The organism is Chitinophaga sp. (genome assembly GCF_039596135.1).
Classification (GTDB): domain Bacteria; phylum Bacteroidota; class Bacteroidia; order Chitinophagales; family Chitinophagaceae; genus Chitinophaga.
The window spans coordinates 1-20,664 of sequence record NZ_JBCNKH010000101.1 but is presented as its reverse complement, the minus strand read 5'-3'; the positions used below and the strand labels follow the sequence as shown (position 1 = coordinate 20,664).

General features: G+C 45.3%; 21 protein-coding genes. 15 read left to right on the top strand and 6 right to left on the bottom strand.

Annotated elements, in window-relative coordinates; genetic code table 11:
• From ABDW16_RS29480 to trmB, 5 genes are all read right to left on the bottom strand, one after another.
• Positions 1 to 1,289 (bottom strand): 7TM diverse intracellular signaling domain-containing protein (locus tag ABDW16_RS29480; protein WP_343674846.1); only part of this gene is annotated, 1,289 nt, incomplete at its 3' end.
• A 16-nt stretch (positions 1,290 to 1,305) separates the two neighbouring features.
• Positions 1,306 to 1,536 (bottom strand): 4a-hydroxytetrahydrobiopterin dehydratase, encoded by a 231-nt coding sequence (locus ABDW16_RS29475; protein WP_343674844.1) that lies wholly within the window; start codon positions 1,534 to 1,536, stop codon positions 1,306 to 1,308.
• Between the two features lie 80 nt (positions 1,537 to 1,616).
• Positions 1,617 to 2,060, bottom strand: coding sequence for an IPExxxVDY family protein (locus ABDW16_RS29470; protein ID WP_343674843.1), 444 nt, complete (start codon positions 2,058 to 2,060; stop codon positions 1,617 to 1,619).
• Positions 2,061 to 2,220: 160 nt separating this feature from the next.
• Positions 2,221 to 2,424, bottom strand: a complete 204-nt coding sequence (locus tag ABDW16_RS29465; protein ID WP_343674841.1) for a DUF5522 domain-containing protein — start codon at positions 2,422 to 2,424, stop codon at positions 2,221 to 2,223.
• Positions 2,396 to 3,103 (bottom strand): tRNA (guanosine(46)-N7)-methyltransferase TrmB, encoded by a 708-nt coding sequence (trmB, locus tag ABDW16_RS29460; protein ID WP_343674840.1) that lies wholly within the window; start codon positions 3,101 to 3,103, stop codon positions 2,396 to 2,398. The genes ABDW16_RS29465 and trmB overlap by 29 nt, the downstream gene beginning before the upstream one ends.
• Positions 3,104 to 3,693: 590 nt before the next feature.
• Between trmB and ABDW16_RS29455 the strand changes: the two genes are divergently transcribed.
• Together ABDW16_RS29455 and ABDW16_RS29450 are read left to right on the top strand one after the other, a co-directional pair.
• A complete protein-coding gene (locus tag ABDW16_RS29455; protein WP_012788686.1) occupies positions 3,694 to 4,161 on the top strand; it encodes an Lrp/AsnC ligand binding domain-containing protein in 468 nt (155 codons plus the stop codon).
• A gap of 78 nt (positions 4,162 to 4,239) precedes the next feature.
• A complete protein-coding gene (locus tag ABDW16_RS29450) occupies positions 4,240 to 5,160 on the top strand; it encodes a tryptophan 2,3-dioxygenase family protein (protein WP_343674836.1) in 921 nt (306 codons plus the stop codon).
• A 32-nt stretch (positions 5,161 to 5,192) separates the two neighbouring features.
• Here ABDW16_RS29450 and ABDW16_RS29445 read toward each other — a convergent pair whose 3' ends face one another.
• Positions 5,193 to 5,945, bottom strand: a complete 753-nt coding sequence (locus ABDW16_RS29445) for a glucose 1-dehydrogenase (protein ID WP_343674835.1) — start codon at positions 5,943 to 5,945, stop codon at positions 5,193 to 5,195.
• Positions 5,946 to 6,286: 341 nt separating this feature from the next.
• On the opposite strand from ABDW16_RS29445, the gene ABDW16_RS29440 reads away from it, so the two are divergent.
• From ABDW16_RS29440 to ABDW16_RS29380, 13 genes are all read left to right on the top strand, one after another.
• Complete coding sequence (locus ABDW16_RS29440; RefSeq protein ID WP_343674833.1) at positions 6,287 to 7,009, top strand: DUF4290 domain-containing protein; 723 nt, start codon at positions 6,287 to 6,289, stop codon at positions 7,007 to 7,009.
• A complete protein-coding gene (gene murA / locus ABDW16_RS29435) occupies positions 7,006 to 8,319 on the top strand; it encodes a UDP-N-acetylglucosamine 1-carboxyvinyltransferase (RefSeq protein ID WP_343674831.1) in 1,314 nt (437 codons plus the stop codon). The genes ABDW16_RS29440 and murA overlap by 4 nt, the downstream gene beginning before the upstream one ends.
• 95 nt (positions 8,320 to 8,414) lie before the next feature.
• The gene (gene gmk / locus ABDW16_RS29430; RefSeq protein ID WP_343674829.1) at positions 8,415 to 8,978 is read left to right on the top strand and encodes a guanylate kinase; all 564 of its coding nucleotides are present in this window, start codon (positions 8,415 to 8,417) and stop codon (positions 8,976 to 8,978) included.
• A gap of 85 nt (positions 8,979 to 9,063) precedes the next feature.
• Entirely contained in the window at positions 9,064 to 10,332 is a 1,269-nt protein-coding gene (locus ABDW16_RS29425; RefSeq protein WP_343674828.1) for a hemolysin family protein, read from the top strand.
• A gap of 699 nt (positions 10,333 to 11,031) precedes the next feature.
• Positions 11,032 to 11,889, top strand: a complete 858-nt coding sequence (gene tatC / locus ABDW16_RS29420) for a twin-arginine translocase subunit TatC (protein ID WP_343674826.1) — start codon at positions 11,032 to 11,034, stop codon at positions 11,887 to 11,889.
• A gap of 36 nt (positions 11,890 to 11,925) precedes the next feature.
• On the top strand, positions 11,926 to 12,387 hold the full coding sequence (gene rpiB, locus ABDW16_RS29415; protein WP_343674825.1) for a ribose 5-phosphate isomerase B: 462 nt from the start codon (positions 11,926 to 11,928) through the stop codon (positions 12,385 to 12,387).
• A 627-nt stretch (positions 12,388 to 13,014) separates the two neighbouring features.
• Entirely contained in the window at positions 13,015 to 13,515 is a 501-nt protein-coding gene (locus ABDW16_RS29410) for an RNA polymerase sigma factor (protein ID WP_072362852.1), read from the top strand.
• Positions 13,516 to 13,740: 225 nt separating this feature from the next.
• On the top strand, positions 13,741 to 16,095 hold the full coding sequence (locus tag ABDW16_RS29405) for a UvrD-helicase domain-containing protein (protein ID WP_343674822.1): 2,355 nt from the start codon (positions 13,741 to 13,743) through the stop codon (positions 16,093 to 16,095).
• Positions 16,095 to 16,556: a regulatory protein RecX gene (locus tag ABDW16_RS29400; protein WP_343674821.1), complete on the top strand. Its 462-nt coding sequence runs from the start codon at positions 16,095 to 16,097 to the stop codon at positions 16,554 to 16,556. The genes ABDW16_RS29405 and ABDW16_RS29400 overlap by 1 nt, the downstream gene beginning before the upstream one ends.
• Positions 16,557 to 16,614: 58 nt before the next feature.
• Complete coding sequence (locus ABDW16_RS29395; protein WP_343674819.1) at positions 16,615 to 17,409, top strand: amidohydrolase; 795 nt, start codon at positions 16,615 to 16,617, stop codon at positions 17,407 to 17,409.
• The gene (locus ABDW16_RS29390) at positions 17,409 to 17,792 is read left to right on the top strand and encodes a VOC family protein (protein WP_343674817.1); all 384 of its coding nucleotides are present in this window, start codon (positions 17,409 to 17,411) and stop codon (positions 17,790 to 17,792) included. Before ABDW16_RS29395 ends, ABDW16_RS29390 begins: the two co-directional genes overlap by 1 nt.
• 26 nt (positions 17,793 to 17,818) lie before the next feature.
• The gene (nagA, locus tag ABDW16_RS29385; RefSeq protein ID WP_343674815.1) at positions 17,819 to 18,928 is read left to right on the top strand and encodes an N-acetylglucosamine-6-phosphate deacetylase; all 1,110 of its coding nucleotides are present in this window, start codon (positions 17,819 to 17,821) and stop codon (positions 18,926 to 18,928) included.
• Positions 18,929 to 18,948: 20 nt separating this feature from the next.
• Positions 18,949 to 20,631, top strand: coding sequence for a glycosyltransferase family 39 protein (locus tag ABDW16_RS29380; RefSeq protein WP_343674813.1), 1,683 nt, complete (start codon positions 18,949 to 18,951; stop codon positions 20,629 to 20,631).
• Positions 20,632 to 20,664: the final 33 nt, after the last annotated feature.

Sequence of the window (20,664 nt, the reverse complement as noted above, 5' to 3'; positions counted from 1 at the left end):
TGTTTGATCAGTAGTTCCTGGGTACGGGTTCTTTCGTGATGCACCAGTTTATTGCGGTAACTCAGTCCTGCAAGGAAGAACATAGCTTGCAGCAAGACTCCCACAATGATGAGCAGGGAAGGGGCAGACAGTTCGCCCAGGGCGCTGATCAATCCAAGTGGTCGTATCAGCATAAGGAAGGAACCAAAGCTGGCCATGTAAAAACAGAGTGACCCAAAGAGGAAAAACCGCACCAGTGGATGATGACGGGAACGCTTGGCCAGCGCTGCAAATACTGCCAGTAAGGGGAGGAGGGTGGCAAGATAGACGTAGCTGTAGATCATGCCTGGCACCTGGTACAATCCCCTGGCGATGCAGTAAAAACAAATAATAATAATCCCGCCAATGCAGGAGGCAAATATATTGAACAGCCTTTCCATAAGGGGAAACCGCTCCTGCAGATTGAGGAAAGACTTCCCGAAGGCCATGTACATGAGATAGAAACAGAATAGCAATGCCGGCACATCCCAGTAATATTTCAGCATGGGCCAGTTGTAAAACACCGATAGCTGATAGGGTTTACTATCCAGCCGCAAAGCAAAAAATAAGATCAGCCCCAGCATGTATGCTGCAAAGTACAGGTAGGAGCGATCCGGTAATTGTATATAGTTGATAACAGCAATGGTAAGGCACACAAGCAACATGCCCAGCAGCATAAAGATCATAGCTGCTTCCTTGCGGAAGTGTGCCAGGGTAGCATTCCGGAAGTTATTGTATTGCATGGCATCATACAGTACCGGCATGAGTGGGTTCTCGTTAAAAAACTGGTTATTGATATGTAAGTAGAAAGTGCGCGTTTGCCCGGGTGGTACCATAACCGGAAAGGCATAATGTTCCCAGCGGCGGATGTCGTCTTTGTCCAGCATCATACCGGTCTGAACCAGCAATTGTAATTGCTGATCTTCCTGCACATACCAGTACATATGATCATGCCACCCTGCAAAGAGGGTAAGAACAGAATCTTCACTACCGGTATTTTTTACAGATAGGCGAAGCCAGCAATCGTGACCTTTTCCGTTATTCTTTTTTGAGTCGTGGAAAATGGATACGTTGTGCTTGAAATTAAAAATAGGTATCTGTTGTGGTGTTACCTGCTCCCCCAAATCATCCATGCTCAGCAACCAGGGCCGCAGATCCAAACCTGGAGGAAGATTATCAAAATCTGCTGCCAGTGTGTCTTTTGCTGTTAAACTGCCCAGTGCTATGTTGGAGTAACAAAACAACAGTAATAAGAAAAAAATCCGAATCACTGTTTAAGTATAAAATTTATAGACAACCATCAATAGCTTTCGCCAGTGCATGGTCTTTGTCGGTGACGATGCCCCCGGCATCGTGCGTGCTCAGGAAAATCTCCACCTTGTTATAGACATTATTCCAGTTGGGGTGATGATCCATTTTTTCAGCTATCAGTGCCACTTTTGTCATAAAAGAGAATGCTTCTTTAAAGTCTTTAAATGTAAAGGCACGATATAATTGATTGTTTTTCTCCTGCCACATAACAAAAAGATTTTAAACATGAAACAATTGAACTGTTCATGCAATAGTGTGATTCGGTGAGGAAAACCGGTAATTTCCGGTTAAAAGATGAGGTTCATCTTGTTTTCGAGCTTTCTAATATCCAATAAAGATACTAATTGTACCGGCTCTACATGACGTAATTGTCCGATTAATTTTTTGACATCCTGCTGCTGGTAGTAATCTCCTTTAATAAGCCAGAGATAATCTACATTTTTCAGCTCGGGGAGCAGGAATTCTGCCTGGCAGTGATTGTTGTAAAAATAATGTGCTGCCGATTTGGTCGGTTCTTCAAATTCGAACACGCTGAAGTAGAACGACCGCTGGTTTTTAGTCAGGTTGATCTCCAGGGAGTTGTTTACCCTGAAGTCATAGTGCAGATCCCGATTTACCTGCCAGCACACCTGATAATCCCGCGCAGAAGACACGATGCCAATCAGTTGGGTCGACTCAAAGAAGTCTTCCACTAATTGGTCCTGATCCAGTTTTAGTTTGAGTACTGACATGCTAGTAGGTTGACTAGTAGAAGGTTGATGTTCAACAGCGTCTCTCATTGTAATTATAACCATTTTTCCCGGCGGACGCCAATGTACACCTTTTAAGGTTACGGATTTGTCACACTTACCGGGCACTTTCCGTGCCAAGAACAGAAAAAGGCTGTCGGGGTCAGCCTTTTTCTTTATTATTTAACTTCCGGGCAGCGAGCAGATCGGTTCTGCGGGGTTCCGGAACTTTTTCGTAATCGTATGGACAGTGTTTGCAGCCATTGCCACAGCAGTATCCTCTTTTCAGGAGAAAGGTGGCTGTAAGCACTACATACCCGTCTTCATTATAGTAAAAATCAATTCCCTCCTTCAACTGGGGCTGCATCAGACGGTAATTTTATAGACTTCCAGTCCATTGGTTGTTCCGGCAGTCTGAATTTGAGATAGCGGATGGTCCTGCCGTTCTCAAGGTGCATTTTTTCGTAATATGTCTGAATTTGTAAAAGGGCAGGTACTTCTGGTAAACCGTAAATATCGGGAATATCTTCTATTAAAGCACAGCCGCTATATTCGATCACTTCCTGGGTAAAGGCGTACAGCTCCGGGGAGTCTGTTTTCAGGTTGATGGTACCGCCTGGGGCCAGTAGTGGTTGATATAGTTGTAAAAACTTAGGATGGGTCAGTCTTTTCTTTGATTTGGACTGACGGAGGAATGGATCGGGGAAAGTGATCCAGATTTCACTGATTTCTCCGGGTGCGAAATAGTTGTTGAGTTTATCGATTTGTGTACGGAGAAAGGCGGCGTTATTGATATTTTCGTCAATAGCGGTTTTGGCTCCTCTCCAGATGCGGTTACCTTTCAGGTCTACGCCCAGGAAATTCCTTTCGGGGAAGCGTCTGGCGAGCCCGATTGTATAATCTCCCTTGCCACAGGCGAGTTCCAGTGTAAGGGGATTGGTATTCTTATAGAATGACTGCCATTGGCCCGGCATGCCTTCCGGGTAGATCAGTACATTCGGGAATGTCTCAATTTCTGCGAAACGTTGTAATTTTTTTTGTCCCATTTGGGTGCAAAAATAAGAGAATAACTGCATCTGCCTTCGGCAGAAGATGTAAAAAGGAAGGAAAGGCCTGCGGCCGGCGACTAAAGAGAAATAAGAAAATAACTGCATCTGCCTTCGGCAGAAAGATATAAAAGGGGGGTGAATGAATTAGAGGGAATGGTCAGTGGCCGGTAACCGGCGGTTCAAGGCAGGAAATGCCTAAAAACAAAAAAGCTGTCCCGCGTGAACGGAACAGCTTTAAACCAAGGCTGTAGGGGAAGGATTCGAACCTCCACGGGGCAGTTAGCCGCAGCACAAATAAGATTAGTGGTCAACCCATTATGCTGTGTTTATCCTGGACTCCCCACCCCCGAGACAAGAGGGCATGTCTGCCAAATTTCATCACCCCACAATATTTAAGAACTTCTCATTCCTTTTTCTCAATTCCGGCCCCGTTTTTTTGACGCCGGCATTGTTTTGAATGATTATTATGATGCAAATCTAAAGACATAACGGTTTTCTTGCAAATTTTTTAAGAAAAATTTTTGAAAATTCGATATTTTTCAAATATTTGCATGTAATTTTAATGCATTCAAAAACAAATTGTAAAAATGAGCCACAATTTGAATATTGACAAACTCGATTTGCAGATCATCAGTGAAATGATGCATAATGCAGAAATCTCTTACGCTGACCTCGGGAAGAAGCTTTTCGTTTCCGGTGGCACGATCCACGTTAGAATGAAGAAACTACAAGAGCTGGGTATCGTTAAAGGTACGAAATTACACGTAGATTTAAAAATGATCGGCTACGACGTAATTGCCTTTATCGGTATTTACCTTGAAAAAAGCTCCATGTACGATACTGTGGCCAAAGAACTGCGTAAGATACCTGAGATGGTACGCCTGAACTATACAACGGGTAGCTACAGCATGTTCGCAGAGATTATTTGCAAAGACATTACACAACTTCGCCGTATACTCCATGATGAATTACAGAAGATCAAAGGAATCGAACGCACCGAAACATTGATATCCCTGGAAGAGAGCTTTTACAGAACCATCAACGTTGTGGAATAGGCTACCCCATGATATTTTCCCCTTCCCCTCAGCCTTCAATGGCAGGGGAGGGGGCTTCTAACTTTCATATACATACTTATGGTTACAACAGAAATTACTGACAAGATCAGGCGTCTTGAAGAGAAGTATGCTGCTATGGGCCAGGACCTGTCTTCTTATCTGGATGGGCTGCTCTATGCAGATTACCTCACCTATTGGGATTATATCCAGCTGGATGTACTGCTCAACCTCCAGCATCCCAGAACTCCTATCCCTGATGAGAACATCTTTATCATTTATCACCAGATCACCGAGCTGTATTTCAAACTCGCGCTCCAGGCCATTGAGCAAATCAGCTTTGCGCAGGAACTGACGGTGACTGGCTTCCAGACTCAGCTCAAAAGGATCAACAATTACTTCCGTAACCTGATCAACTCTTTTGAGATTATGGTGGATGGTATGGACAAAGACCAGTTCCTGCAGTTTCGTATGGCCCTGTTGCCAGCTTCCGGCTTCCAGAGTGGCCAATTCAGGAAAATAGAGATCTGCTCTACAGACCTCGTGAACCTGGTCTATCAATCACAGCGCCCGGGGCTCCAGGGGGCTGAACTGGATCAGGTACTGGAACAAATTTACTGGCGCAGTGGGGCTACTGAATTGTCTACCGGCAAGAAAACCCTTACTCTCAGGCAGTTTGAATTGAAATATATGGGCGAATTCCTGCAGTTGGCCACCCGCTATAAGGATAATAATATACAGGCAAGGTATCGCCGGTTATCCCCGGCGGACCAGCAGGCGCTTATACCTCTTTTGAAGGAGTATGATACTAATATCAATGTACGCTGGCCACTCATGCATTATAAATCAGCGGTGCGCTACCTGAACCGTAAGCCGGAGGATATAGCCGCTACTGGTGGCACCAACTGGCAGAAATACCTGCCACCCCGCAATAAACGGATTGTTTTCTTCCCTGAATTATGGACAGAAGAAGAACTGGACAACTGGGGCAAGGAATTATAAAAAAGCCGCAATTTCAAATTGCGGCTTTTTTATTATCGTGCCAGATAACCGCCATCCACCGGATAATAAGATCCGGTTACAAACGAAGCGACCGGGCTGCTCAGGAACAGCACCAGTTCTGCAACCTCTTCCGGTTCTCCTAACCGGCCCACAGGGTGCAAAGCCGCCAGCGAGTCGATGGCTTCCTGCGTCATATTCTTTCCTAACAGCGGGGTGTGAATGAAAGCCGGGCCTACGGCATTGACACGAATATTTTGCTGTGCATACTCGATCGCAGCATTTTGTGTCAGACCTACTACACCATGTTTAGCGGCTACATAAGCAGCTGACTGGGCGAAACCTACAGCACCCAGGATGGAAGAAATGTTCACAATCGCGCCACCGCCATTTTCCAGCATGGCCTGTATCTGCGATCGCATACCATAAAATACCCCATTCAGGTTCACACCAATCACTTTTTCCCATTCAGCAATGTCATATTCACCTACCGGTGCGGCTTTGCCTCCAATTCCTGCATTGTTGCAGGCAATGTCCAGCTTACCATAATGAGATTTAATCTGTTTGATCAGGTCGTCCCATTGCTCCGCATTGCCTGCATCTGCCTGAATAAATATCGCGTCTCCGCCATTCTTTTTGATGGTATCCACTACTTCATTCCCACCCGTTTCATTTAAATCCGAAACGACAACTTTAGCACCTTCCCGGGCATAAACGATTGCGATTGCTTTGCCAATGCCTGATCCTGCGCCTGTTACAAGCGCAACTTTGTTGTTCAGAGCTCCCATAAAATATAATTTTTGAAGAATACCTGTTGTAACAACAGATTGAAGGGGCCGGATGTTGAATTTGGGAGATATTTAACATTTGATTGGCAGAAGCCGGTATTTCTATAGAAAAAGTTAAACTAATTTTCCACGAAGCTCCCAGCTATCGTACAATTAAACTATTTTTCATAAGTTTGCATAGAACGGTTTGCTTTCACATGAAAAAAGCCATCCCGGCTTTAGCCAGAGCCCAGGGTACAAAAATGAAAAATTTTCTCCTTTAGCACTTTTGCATTTGTGAATGCGCAAAGCACAAACTTACCTTTCAAGCAAGACTATAATAGTATTTTTTAAATTGTGATATGGAATACAATACCACCCGTAACCATTTGATTATGAAGGAGTACGGACGTAACATCCAAAAGATGATAGAGTACGTCCTGAGCATAGAAGACCCTCATCACCGTCAGAGCAACGCAATGGCGCTTATTGAATTGATGGGTACGCTCAATCCCCACCTCCGCAATGTAGAAGACTTCCGACACAAGTTATGGGATCACCTGTTTCTCATCTCCGATTTCAGATTAGATGTAGAATCACCTTACCCCATTCCTACACGCGAAACCCTGAGAGCAAAGCCAGAAAGGCTGCCTTATCCTAAAAAGTATCCCCGCAACCGGCACTTCGGTAAAAATCTGGAGATGGTCATTGATAAGGCCATCAGTGAAGAGAATCCCGAGAAGAAGGAAGGGTTTACACAATGTATTGGCAACTACATGAAACTGGCCTATAGCAACTGGCATAAGGAAAGCGTACATGACGATGCGATTAAAGCCGAACTCACCGGCATTACCAATGGTCAACTGGAGTTCCATCCAGGTTTCAATACTACGGCTCACGCGAGCGCAGTAATTGCCGCAACAAGTCCAAACTTTAATACCAATGCTGAGTTTGTTCGTACTTCCAGCAATAGCGGTGGCGGCAGCAACAAGAAACGCAACAATTTCCAGCAGCAGAATAATTTCAAAGGCGGAAAAACTAAAAACAACAACAAAAACAAAAATTATAAAAACAGGAACAAGTGAGTAGTGCTTTTGAAGTAAGAGGTGGCAACCGCCTTAAAGGGGAAATTGTACCCCAGGGTGCCAAAAACGAAGCTTTACAGATTGTCAGTGCTGTTTTACTAACTCCCGAAAAGGTGACTATCAGCAATATCCCGGACATCCTGGATGTAAACCTGCTGATAGAGCTGCTGGGTGATATGGGAGTAAAAATTAACAGGATCAGCCGTGACACTTGTGAATTTCAGGCTGATCAGATCAACCTTCCTTATCTGGAAAGTGCAGAATTCAAAAAGAAATCAGGACGACTGAGAGGTTCTGTGATGATAGCCGGCCCGCTACTGGCCCGCTTTGGCAAAGCCTACATCCCTAAGCCTGGAGGTGACAAAATAGGTCGCCGCCGCCTCGATACCCATATCATTGGGTTCGAAAAACTGGGTGCTCAGTTCGTATACGATAATGATGATAACTACTTCAGACTCGAAGCCGGCGATGGTGGCCTGAAAGGTACCTACATGCTGCTGGACGAACCCTCAGTAACAGGTACAGCCAATATCGTAATGGCGGCTGTGATGGCAAATGGTACAACCACCATTTACAATGCTGCCTGTGAACCTTACCTGCAGCAGCTCTCTAAAATGCTGAACAGCATGGGGGCTAAGATCAGTGGGGTAGGGTCCAACCTCCTCACTATCGAAGGCGTATCTTCACTCAAAGGCTGCAGCCATCGTATGCTGCCAGATATGATTGAGATTGGGTCTTTCATAGGTCTGGCTGCAATGACGCAGAGTGAAATTACTATCAAAGGTGCCGGTGTGCAGCACCTGGGTATCATTCCTGAAAAGTTTCGGCAGCTGGGCATTCAGCTGGACATTCAGGGCGATGATATCCATATTCCTGCCCAGGACAAGTATGAAATCCAGACTTTCCTGGATGGGTCTATCCTCACTATCTCTGACCATCCATGGCCAGGCTTTACGCCAGACCTGCTGAGTATCGTACTCGTGGTGGCCACCCAGGCAGTAGGTAGTGTGATGATTCACCAGAAGATGTTTGAAAGCCGCTTGTTCTTCGTGGATAAACTGATCGATATGGGTGCACAGATCGTACTGTGCGATCCTCACCGTGCAGTGGTGATAGGCCTGGGCCGTCAGCACAAACTGAGAGGTATATCTATGTCTTCACCTGATATCAGGGCGGGGGTATCACTGCTCATTGCAGCACTGAGTGCTGAGGGCAAGAGTACCATCCAGAACATTGAGCAGATTGATCGCGGATATCAGTACATTGATGAGCGCCTGCGCAAGCTGGGTGCAGATATCAAGAGAGTGTAAGTACAAATAGCTGTACGCGGAATATTTATAAGCCATAAGCTACAAGAGACCAACTCCTGCTGCTTATGGCTTAATTTTAATCAGGAAACTATATTATGGCCAATAAGATCATCATTATCACTGCCCCTTCCGGAGCAGGAAAAACCACCATCGTTAAGCAATTGCTGGCAGAGATGCCAGAGCTGGCATTTTCCATTTCTGCCACTACACGTACAGCGAGAGAGAATGAAGTGAATGGAAAAGATTATTATTTCCTGACACAGGAAGATTTTCATGAAAAGATAGAGGCACATGCATTTGCCGAGTATGAAATGGTGTATGCCGGTAAGTATTATGGTACACTCAAGTCAGAGCTGGAACGCATCTGGCAGAATGGACAGACACCAATGGTAGATATAGATGTAAAGGGTGCGCTGAGTATCAAGGAACATTACCAGGAGTCAGCGTTGACTATCTTTATTCAGCCTCCTACGCTCGATGCCCTCCGGGTTCGCCTGAGTGAGCGTGGTACTGAAACCCAGGCTTCGCTGGAAGAAAGAATGGGGAAAGCCCGTTATGAGCTGTCATTCTCTCACCAGTTTGATGAAATTGTGATCAATGATAAGTTACCAGTCGCCTACGCAGAAGTAAAGGCGTTGGTAGCTGCCTTTTTAAAATAATTACATTGTTGGGGGCCTCACAGGCCCCTTTCCCAAATTATCTGCACACTATTTGCAGTCAGGAAATTCTTTATTTTTGTTACATATGGATACTTATACACTCCCGATACTGGCATTCCTGGTATTGCTGGCAGGTTTCTTCGCCGGGCTGGAAACGGCCTTCGCCAATGTGAACAAACTAAGCATTGAGCTCAAGAAGAAGCAAGGACGCGCTACCGGAAAAATCCTCGCCAGTTTTAATGATAACCCCTCCCGTTTCCTGGCTACCAGCCTGCTGGGCCTTACGATTACTATCGTTATCTATGGCATCCTGTTCGCCGGATTCTTTCAGCCCCTCTGGAACAAAGTGCTCTCCCCACAGGAAAGTACCAGCTATCAGCCCCTGTTGTTATTAATGGAAGTGCTGCTGGCGACCCTGATATTACTTACATTCGGCTTTTTCCTGCCCCGTGCCATATTTCGCTCCCGGCCGGAAGGGCTGCTCAGTTTCTTTGCTCTGCCTATATCAGTGATTTCAAAACCACTGTTTGTAGTAGGTAGTTTGCTCGTATCTGTATCCGAATGGATCCTGAAGTATCTTTTTAACGTCAGAATTATAGAAACAGCCACCTCTTTCCCCCGGGTAGATGTGGAACATTTTATACGCCAGTCGCAACAACATGTGACCGAAAACCAGGAGCTGAATACAGAATTATTCGAAAACGCCCTGTCCCTCGCACATGTCAAGATACGCGGTTGCCTCATTCCCCGCAAGGAAATAGAAGCCCTGGAAATAAACAGTCCTATTGGACAGGCCCAGCGCAAGTTTATGGACACCAAGCTGTCCAAGATCATCATTTACGAAAATACTATCGACAATATACTGGGCTATATTCACCAGCTGGATATGTTCAAAGGCCCAACTGATATACAGGCCATCCTGCACCCGATCCTGGCGGTGCCAGAGACAATGAGTGCCATCGACCTGCTCGGCAAGTTCAATAAAGAACGTAAAAGCATTGCCTGGGTGGTAGACGAATTTGGAGGCACAGCAGGTATTGTGACCATCGAAGACGTACTGGAGGAAATATTCGGAGAGATCAAGGATGAACACGATGAGGAAGAATTTGTAGACAAACAGATCGCTGAAAAAGAATATATTTTCTCTGGTCGCCTGGAACTCGACTATCTTAACGAGAAATATGGTTTTGAATTTCCTGAAGACGAAAGCGAAACCCTGTCAGGTTATATCATCAATCATCACGAGACGATTCCGCGTCAGAAAGAACGCATTATTATCAACGATTATGAGTTCGAAATAATAAATGTGACTGAGACACGCATCGAAATGATTAAGATGAAAGTACTCGGTTAAGTAAAGAGCCTCATGTAGTTATCCACATCTGGATAAAATGACGGCTTTTTTTAAAAGAAACTTCATTTTTAGTTGCTTATTTGTCAGGTATTTAGGAGAACTTACTAGTTTTTTGTAAAATAAAAGAAATCAGGTGTTGATATTGTGATATTTTTTTTAATATATTTGCATAGTCATTAAGCATCTGACCTGCTAAAACGATTTAAAAAAAAGTAGTAGGGAATTAACACGGATTTTATACATTTGCTACAGATGATGTAACACAATGATTTGATTTTTGTTAAAAGGATGTAAAAAAAATTGTTACAACATTGATAATAACATAATTCTTTACTATTTTTGTAATAGAAATTTAAAAGTGACCAGAAACACGGACTATTTTGAAAGCTTGCCATCAATCAAATAGAAAGTGACACTGGAAACTAAAGACATTCTCGAATTCAACTTTTTTGGGGTTAACAAACAATGGATGAAAGGCCGGCTCTTGATTCTTCTCGGGCTGGCTCTCTTTTTTAAAGCACCTGTTCTACTGCTAAATCGTTAACCTAATATCAACTTCCTTGCCAGTATATACCGTGCCACTTTACACTACCGCATTTAAATCACATTAAAACCACCTGCATTACTCTGTTTTCTTCCAGGCAACAGCTATATTTGTGCTCCTTAGGAAATAATGTTTAACTCAGCCTGACAACAGATATGTTCAAAAGAATATTTGCAAATAACAACGAGAAAGCGGAGATGACTTTCTTTGACCACCTGGAAGAACTACGAGGGCATCTGTTTCGCGCTGCTGTGGCAATTGTGGTTTTTGGTATCATCGGTTGGGTTTACACAAATGAAATATTGGATAAAATCGTTTTTGGACCTACCAACAAAGATTTCCCTACCTATGTCGCACTGTGCAAAATAAGTCACGCAACCGGGCTTGGAGATAAGCTCTGCATGACCCCTGTAGACATCGTATTTCAGAACCATATTCTGACCGGCCAGATCATGCTCCAGTTCAAGCTGGCATTTATTGTCGGCCTTGTTTTGGGCTTCCCTTATATATTCTGGGAATTCTGGCGCTTTGTAAAACCGGCGCTGAAACCCAAAGAAGTGAAAGGAGCAAGAGGTATTATATTCTGGGTATCCTTCCAGTTCTTTTTAGGGATTGCCTTTAGTTATTTCCTGATGGCGCCGTTTACTATCAACTTTCTGGCGGGTTATACCGTGACGACAAAAGCAGTCAACCAGTTTTTCATCGACGATTATTTCGACCTCATGACCCAGATCGTAATTGGTATGGGGGTATTATTTGAGTTGCCTGTACTCATTTTCTTCCTCACGAAGATTGGTTTGATTACACCTGCTTTCCTGCGTACATACCGTCGGCATGCGGTCGTGATAATACTTGTACTGGCAGCAGTAATCACTCCTCCTGACGTAATAGACCAAATGATCGTATTTACTCCTTTATATTTGCTGTATGAAATCAGTATCTATATATCTGCTAGAGCACTGAAAGGGATGGAGGATAAAGAAAAAGAACCGGAAATAGAAGAGTGGTCCTGATAAAGGGTAACAGTTTCACTGTTTAAAAGTTATTTTATGTCACAACAAACAACATTCAATTTGTCTTTGCCGATAGCTATCGGCTCTGACCACGCTGGCTTCGATTATAAGGAAGAGATTATTTCATACCTGGAAGCGAAAGGTTTACAGGTAAAGGATGTAGGTGCATTCTCAAGTGAATCGGCCGATTATCCTGACTTCGCTCATCCGGTAGCAACACTGGTAGAAAGAGAGCAGGCAGCGTTTGGAATACTCGTGTGTGGTAGTGGTAACGGCGTAGCAATTACAGCTAATAAACACCAGGGTATCCGGGCAGCGATCTGCTGGGGTGAGGAACTGTCCCGCCTGTCCCGCTGTCATAACAATGCGAATGTGTTGTGCGTACCTGCCCGCTTTGTAGATGATGCAGTGGCAAAACAAATGGTAGACGTGTTTATCAACACCCCATTCGAAGGAGGCAGACATGAAAACAGAGTAAGAAAAATCGCCTGTTTATAACAATAGGCCACTTTATAAAAAAGGGAAGGGGTTGCAACTTGCAACCCCTTCCCTTTTTTTATGCGTCTTCATTGCAATCGAAGGCAAAAAGTAATATCCCAAAAACGTAAATAACACACTCATTTTGAGTACATAATTATTTTGGCAATAATAAAATGTTTTGTTAAATTGTGTTAAGAGTCAGTCAGTTGAGTGTCATTTTATATTAGAATCCAATCTGTACAAAGCGTGCTTTAGTAAATACCTACGACTATTTTATATTATCCAAAAAAGCATTGTCACACGTCCCCGGTATTTAACATTGCACAGGAGTTATTTTTTAGACAAGAGAATTGCAAACCAAAACCCCCATCATTAGTAACCAGTAAAATTTTACCACCATGGAAACACCTGCTACTACTACCGTACGCTGGCGCCCAAGTTCTGTTATTCGTCGTAATAGCGCAACGACGTCAATTGTGAAACATCGGGATACATGATCTGAATAGAATGTGATGCGACCCCCATCCGGATTTAGAGCAAGCAGCGATATTCACTTTATCCCGTACTGTGGTAAATATTTGTTTTCCTTCAATCCGGTTTATCAGCTGAAACAATATTTTTTTCAGATGCTTAAACTTCACCAATATGTCTTCGACAGAATTTAATGCACTTTTACTCGGAAACGCCGATTTCCTGAGACCGTATGCTGTAACCCTCACTAAAGATGCCGAATCAGCAAAAGACCTCTACCAGGAAACGCTTTTCCGCGCACTCGCCAATCGCGATAAATACCTGGCAGGTACCAATATCCGCGCCTGGCTCTACACCATTATGCGCAATATTTTTATCAACAATTATCGCCGTGGCAACAGGCAGTTTCGCCTGCTCGACAATTCTGCCGGCGAGTTCCTCATGCACCAGCAGATTCCGACTATTGGCAATGCTGCCGAAACGAATCTCCGCATCAAGGATGTACACTCTGCAGTTTACAACCTGCCTGTGATATTCAAGCAACCTTTCATGCTTTATTTCGAGGGTTATAAGTACTACGAAATTGCAGCCATGCTCAATGAACCGCTGGGTACTGTAAAAAGCCGCATCCACTTTGCCAGGAAAATGCTGAAGTCAAGGATCGTACGCTTCTAATATTTTTATTACATAAAATGAGGACAATTCGTTATCGCAGATTATATCATCTGCAGTGACATTATTTCTCTTTACCTTAACAATATAAAATACCCTAAAACCTCCATCCCGCCTCACTTTCCACATTCAGCGATGGGTACATGAATTTAATTCGTACTTTTACGGCTTCCCTTTAAATTTTTATCCATCAGTTCCTGATGGTAATGTGGATTTTTAATATACATAATGAAGGCAAATTACTTAGACGAACTGAATGAGCGGCAGCGCGAAGCAGTTGAGCATATCAAAGGCCCGCTGATGATCGTAGCGGGTGCCGGTTCCGGTAAGACGAAAGTACTTACCACCCGTATCGCCCACCTGCTCCGCAACGGTGTAGATGCTTTTAATATTCTCTCATTGACCTTTACCAACAAGGCCGCCAAAGAGATGAAAGAACGTGTGGAAAAAATCCTCGGCGGTACCGAAGCCCGGAACCTCTACATTGGTACCTTCCACTCCGTGTTTGCCCGCTTGTTAAGGGCCGAAGCGCATCGCCTCGGTTATCCCAACGACTTTACCATTTATGATTCCGACGATGCGAAAAGCGTGCTCAAGACTATCATTAACGAGCAGAACCTGGATGATAAACATTATAAACCTAACATGGTCTATAACCGTATATCCTCCGCCAAAAACAGCCTTGTAGGCCCTGAAGAATACCAGCACGATTACGCCATTCAGCAGGAAGATATGAGGGCAAACCGCCCCATGACCGGCAAGCTGTATGAAATGTACGCCAAACGCTGCTTCAAAAACGGCGCTATGGACTTTGATGACCTGCTCTTCAAAATGTACCAGCTCCTGAAGAACTTCCCCGAAGTACTGCACAAATACCAGCACAAGTTCAAATACATCATGATCGATGAGTACCAGGATACCAACCCTGCCCAGTACGAAATCATCAAACTGCTGGGTGCTGCACATGAAAATATCTGTGTGGTGGGCGACGATGCGCAAAGTATCTACTCATTCCGCGGTGCTACCATCCAGAACATTCTCCAGTTCGAGAAGGATTACACCGATGCCAGGGTGGTTAAACTGGAACAGAACTACCGTAGTACCAAATCTATTCTCCAGGTTGCCAACGATGTGATTGCCAATAACAAGGGGCAGATCGAAAAGAACCTGTGGACAGACAATCCGAATGGTGAAAAGATAAAACTGGTGCGCACCATGACCGACAATGAAGAAGGTAAATTTGTAGCCGAAACCATTGCCGAGCAGAAACTGCGTAACCACTACGCGAACAGGGACTTCGCAATCCTGTACCGTACCAATGCACAAAGCCGTGCATTTGAAGAAAACCTGCGCCGCAAAGCGATACCTTACCGCATCTATGGTGGTATCTCTTTCTACCAGCGCAAGGAAATTAAAGACTTCGTGGCTTACCTTCGGATCGTGATGAACCCGGCTGATGAAGAAAGCCTGAAACGTATCATCAACTACCCCGTTCGCGGTATTGGTAAAACCACTATCGAAAAAGCCGTGATCTACAGCAATGACCACAACATCACCTTCTGGAACGTGCTGGAAAGAGCACAGGAATTCGGATTCAAAGGTGGTACGCTGGAAGCCATTGAAAACTTCGTGACCATGATCCGTAGTTTCCAGGCTATGCTGGGTAAACACAATGCTTACGACATCGCCGTACAGGTGGGTAAGTCAACCAACATTGTCAAAGAACTCTTCAACGATAAAACCACTGAAGGCCTCGCCCGCTACGAAAACATCCAGGAGCTTCTGAACTCCGTGAAGGAATTCACTGAAACACCTACCGAAGACGGGGAGCTGCTGGAAAAATCACTGGGTACCTACCTGCAGCAAATCACCCTGCTCACCGATGCCGACAAAGGCAACGATGAAGAGAGTGATGTAGTGCGCCTCATGACCATCCACGCGGCAAAAGGCCTGGAATTCCCTGTGGTATTCAGCGTAGGCCTGGAAGAAAACCTCTTCCCAAGTTCCCTCTCTATCAATTCAAGAGAGGAACTGGAAGAAGAGCGCCGTCTCTTCTATGTGGTAATTACCCGCGCCAAATCCAGGCTGTTTCTCACTTATGCTAACAGCCGTTACCGCTTCGGTCAGCTGGTCAACAATGAATCCAGCCGTTTCCTCGAGGAAATGCCGGAGCAGTACATTGACCGTAGCTATGCAGGTGGTGGCTCCGTAGGAGGCAGAAGCCCGCTCAACAATGGCGGTGGCCTATGGGGTAATGGCGGTGGTAGCAATATGTTCGACCGTATGCAAAAGAAAACGCCGGGTAGCCAGTCTTCCCAGCCTGTTGCCGGTCCACGCCCTGCACCAAAACCAGTTGCCAGCGCTGCTGCCAGCACCCATGTACCTACCGCCGGTTTTACACCAGACGATCCGGCTACAATGGAAGCCGGGATGGATGTAGAACACCAGAAATTCGGGTTTGGTACCATTCTCAGTATGGAGGGAGCACCCAACAATCGTATCGCAACCGTAGTATTCCCTAAGGGCGGCGGTGAGAAAAAGATCATGCTGAACTACGCGCGATTGATGATCGTTAAGAAATAATGCAGACTTCTATTCTCTTAAAATTACGTCATTACTGTGCTTACCAGGAACGCAGTCACAGCGAGGTGAAAACCAAAAGCCTTGAGCTGGGGCTGCGTGATAATGAGATTGAGGAAGCCATTGCAGCATTGATTGCCGACAACTTCCTGAACGAAGAACGATTTGCCCGTGCCTATGCCGGCGGTAAATTCCGCTCACAGAAATGGGGACGCAAAAAGATCCTGGCAGGTCTCAGGCAACATCAGGTATCCGCTTACTGCATCAAAAAAGGCATGGAAGAAATTGATGACGATGACTATATGATTGTGTTGCAGTCGCTGGTGGAAAAGAAATATGCCTCTCTGAAAGGAGAACAATACCCGAAACGACAGTACAAGACTACTCAGTACCTGTTACAAAAAGGGTATGAACCTGACCTGGTAAGCGAGGCACTTAGACAAATTGCAAAAGACGGGCTATAATTTTAAAAGTTTTTAGCCGAAGTCATCGTAATTTTATGCAATTAGAAACCGATAATTTATGTCAGATCTGAAAGTAACGCTTGTACAGACGAAATTGCATTGGGAAAACATTGATGCGAACCTGAACATGTTCAATGAAAAGATTAATAGCATCAAGGAAAGAACCGAAGTAGTGATCCTTCCTGAAATGTTCAGCACAGGCTTCAGCATGCAGCCTGAAAAGCTGGCTGAAAAAATGGATGGTAAGGCAGTGCAATGGATGGCTAAAAAAGCAGCAGAAAAAAACATCATTATCGGCGGAAGCCTGATCATTGAGGAAGACGGTGAATACTACAACCGCTTCATATGGATGCAGCCAAACGGTGTGGCGGGTGCTTACGACAAACGTCACCGTTTTGCCTATGCCGGCGAAGATAAACACTATGCAGCCGGCGATACCCGCCTGATTGCTTCTGTAAAAGGCTGGAAAATATGCCTCACCATCTGCTACGACCTTCGTTTCCCCGTATGGCAGCGTAACCAGATCAGTGCTGATACCAACGCTCCTGCATACGACCTCCTCATCAACGTAGCTAACTGGCCTGAGCGCCGTAGCACCGCCTGGAAAACACTGATTCAGGCACGGGCCATCGAAAACCAGGTATATGCTATCGGTGTGAACAGGGTAGGTGACGATGGAAATGGCATCTACCACAGTGGCGACAGCAGCCTCATCGACCCGCTGGGTGAAATCCTCTACAGGAAGAGTCATGACGAAGATATTTTTACTACCACACTTGAGCGCGCCAAACTGGACGAAATAAGGAAGAATATTCCTTTCCTCAGGGATGCTGATAAATTTCAGTTATTTTAATGTTACAAGCCATTCATCATATTGCAGTGATCTGCTCTGACTATGAGCGGAGTAAGCAGTTCTATACAGAGATTCTCGGATTGGAAATCATCAGGGAAGTATACCGGCTGGAACGGAAATCGTACAAGCTGGATCTTGCATTGAACGGGCAGTATGTGATCGAACTATTTTCATTTCCCGATCCCCCGCCCCGGCCATCCCGGCCGGAGGCGAGCGGCCTGCGTCACCTGGCATTTGCCGTGTCGGATATCGACCAGGCAGTAGCTCACCTGAAGACCCATGCTGTCATCACTGAGCCTGTCCGCATTGACCCATATACCGGAAAGAGATTTACATTTTTTACCGATCCGGATGGGTTACCACTGGAGCTGTATGAACAGTGAGCCCGGCGGATCATAAAATATAACCCATGCTGAATGCATATAGCCATTGCAGGATCTTTACCGGGGATAACTGGCTGGAAGACCATGTAGTACTTTCGGAAAACGGTAGAATCACTGATATTGTATCCCAAAAAGCAATTCCCGCCCATGCGACAATCCACGACCTGAATGGCGCTGACCTGGTACCCGCATTCATTGATTTACAGATTTATGGCGGCAATGAGCGCTATTTTCCCGCCCTGCCCGATGTGGAATCCATCAAAGCAACGTATGAATATTGCAAAGCCGGTGGTGCGGCTTACTTCATGATCACTATTCCCACACATTCCCCTGAAACTATTTTACAATCTATCGCTGCCGTAAGGGAGTATTGGGCACAGGGAGGTGCAGGATGCCTGGGCTTACACCTGGAAGGCCCTTATATTAGTCCTGAAAAGAATGGGGCACATATACCCCAATACATCAAAGTTCCTACCTCCGACGATATTGACTGGGTACTGGCCCATGGCACAGGCATCGTAAAGATGATGACCGTGGCACCTGAGCGTTGTGACCCTGCGCTCATCACCCGCCTGCAGGAAGCAGGGGTGCTGGTGTCTGCAGGTCATAGCAATGGTACCTACCAACAGCTTTACCAGTCATTTGAAAATGGTATTACCACCTGTACCCATCTCTTTAATGCGATGTCTCAATTGCAAAGCAGGGCACCAGGTATGGTAGGCGCTATCTATGATCATCCCCGTGTACATGCAAGCATAGTAGCCGATGGTATCCATGTAGACTTCAATACCATCCGCATCAGCAAAAAGATTATGGCCAACCGTTTATTCCTGATCACTGATGCCGTAGCAGCCAGCAATGGACAGGATTATGCATTTCATTGGAATCCGGTAAGTGGTCGTTATGAAGATGCGAATGGCATCTTATCCGGTTCTGCACTCACCATGCTGGATGCTGTACAAAACTGTATTGCACAGGTAGGTATTGCCCCGGAAGAGGCTTTGCGTATGGCAGGGGCTTATCCGGCGTTAGTAGCAGGGCTCTCCCACGAGCTGGGTCGCATTGCCCCCGGGTTCCGCACAGCCATGCTGGCACTGGATGAAAGCTGGGCCATCCAGCAACTTATCTTATCTTAGCGGTTTCAACCAGTAAATTCATGGGCATTCTACGCTACTTCACCAAGAATCAATATAAGAACCTTTTCCTGTTGGTCTGGTTCCTGCTTTGCCTGATACAGGCAGGGTTTACAGAACTGATGGATGATGAGGCCTATTACTGGGTGTATGCCCACCACCTGAGCTGGGGGTATTTTGATCACCCCCCGATGGTAGCTGTGTTGATCAAACTGGGGTATGCTCTCTTTCACAATGAATTCGGTGTTCGCATCGGCATGGTGATCCTGAACCTGGGCACCATCATTATAACTGACAAACTCATTCCCCGCAAGGATAACCGCCTCTTTTACCTCCTGTTGCTGGTAATGGGTGCCATGCAGCTGGGAGGGATGCTGGCCGTGCCGGATGTGCCGCTAATCTTCTTTGCAGCATTATACTTTTACATCTACAGGGCATTTCTCGAACAGCAAAACTGGAAGAATACCCTCCTGTTGGCGTTGAGCATGGCGCTGATGTTCTATAGTAAATACCATGGTGTATTGCTGGTAGGATTTACGGTGATTTCTAACCTGAATCTCCTGCGGGTATTCAAGTTCTATGTGGCCGTTATCATCACTACAGTCTTGTTCTTTCCGCATTTATACTGGCAATACGCGCATCATTTCCCTTCCCTGCAGTATCACCTGATAGAAAGGAACGCATCTGTTTATCAGCTGAATTTTACGATAGAATACATCCTCGGGCAAATCCTGTTATTCGGTCCGCTGGCAGGCTGGTTAGTGTTGTACTATGCGTTTGTCTGTCCAATTCAGAGTGCGTTTGAAAGAGCGTTGAAGTTCTGTACAATCGGTGTGCTGGTCTTCTTCCTGTTCAGCACATTCAAGGGTAGGGTAGAGGCTAACTGGACGGTGATGTTGTTTACGCCAGTGATGGTGCTGGCGCATCAGTCAGTAAGAAGAAAGAGATCCATCCGCCCTTCGCTAAAAATAATTCAATACCTGGCACCTGTTACGTTGGTGATTGTAACCATCGCCCGTGTATACCTGATCTGGGATTTTCTGCCTGGTGTAAATATCCGTCCTGAAATTCATCATAACAGGGAGTGGGCAAAGACCTTGCAGGAGCATGCCGGTGGCCGCCCCATTGTATTTTTGAATAGTTATCAAATGCCATCCAAATACATGTTCTACAGTAATCATGGGTTGGCGTATAGTGTCAATAGCCGGTACAATCGCCGTAGTCAGTATAACTATTGGGAAACTGAAAAGCAGTTGTGGGGTAAGCAGGTAGAGGTATCATATCATACTGAAACTATTCCGGTAACGGATAGTTTCAATACTACGAAAGGACCGTGGAAGTTTCACTTACAGGATCCTTATTACTCTTATTCCCTGATCCAGTTTATACCTGCTATGCAACAGGTGACGGTGAAGCCGGGTACGACCATGGGTTTCCTGCTGCAGGTGGATAATGGATATCATGAAGCGGTGCCGGTAGATACAGCGAATGAAGCAGTGGTAGGATATGCATTTACACAAAAAGAGGAAGAGTTTCCTGCGGTAAAAACTGAGTTGACGATCAGTAAAGCAATAGAACGCAGAATAGTGAGAATAGAGGTACAAATGCCTGATAAACCGGGGACTTACCAGTTGAAGTTCTGTGTGTTTGCAGGCGTGTTGCCACCTACGCATAATAGCCAGACGATCAAAGTTATAGTACAATAATAAAGAGGGCGGTCAGCTTTGCTGGCCGCCCTC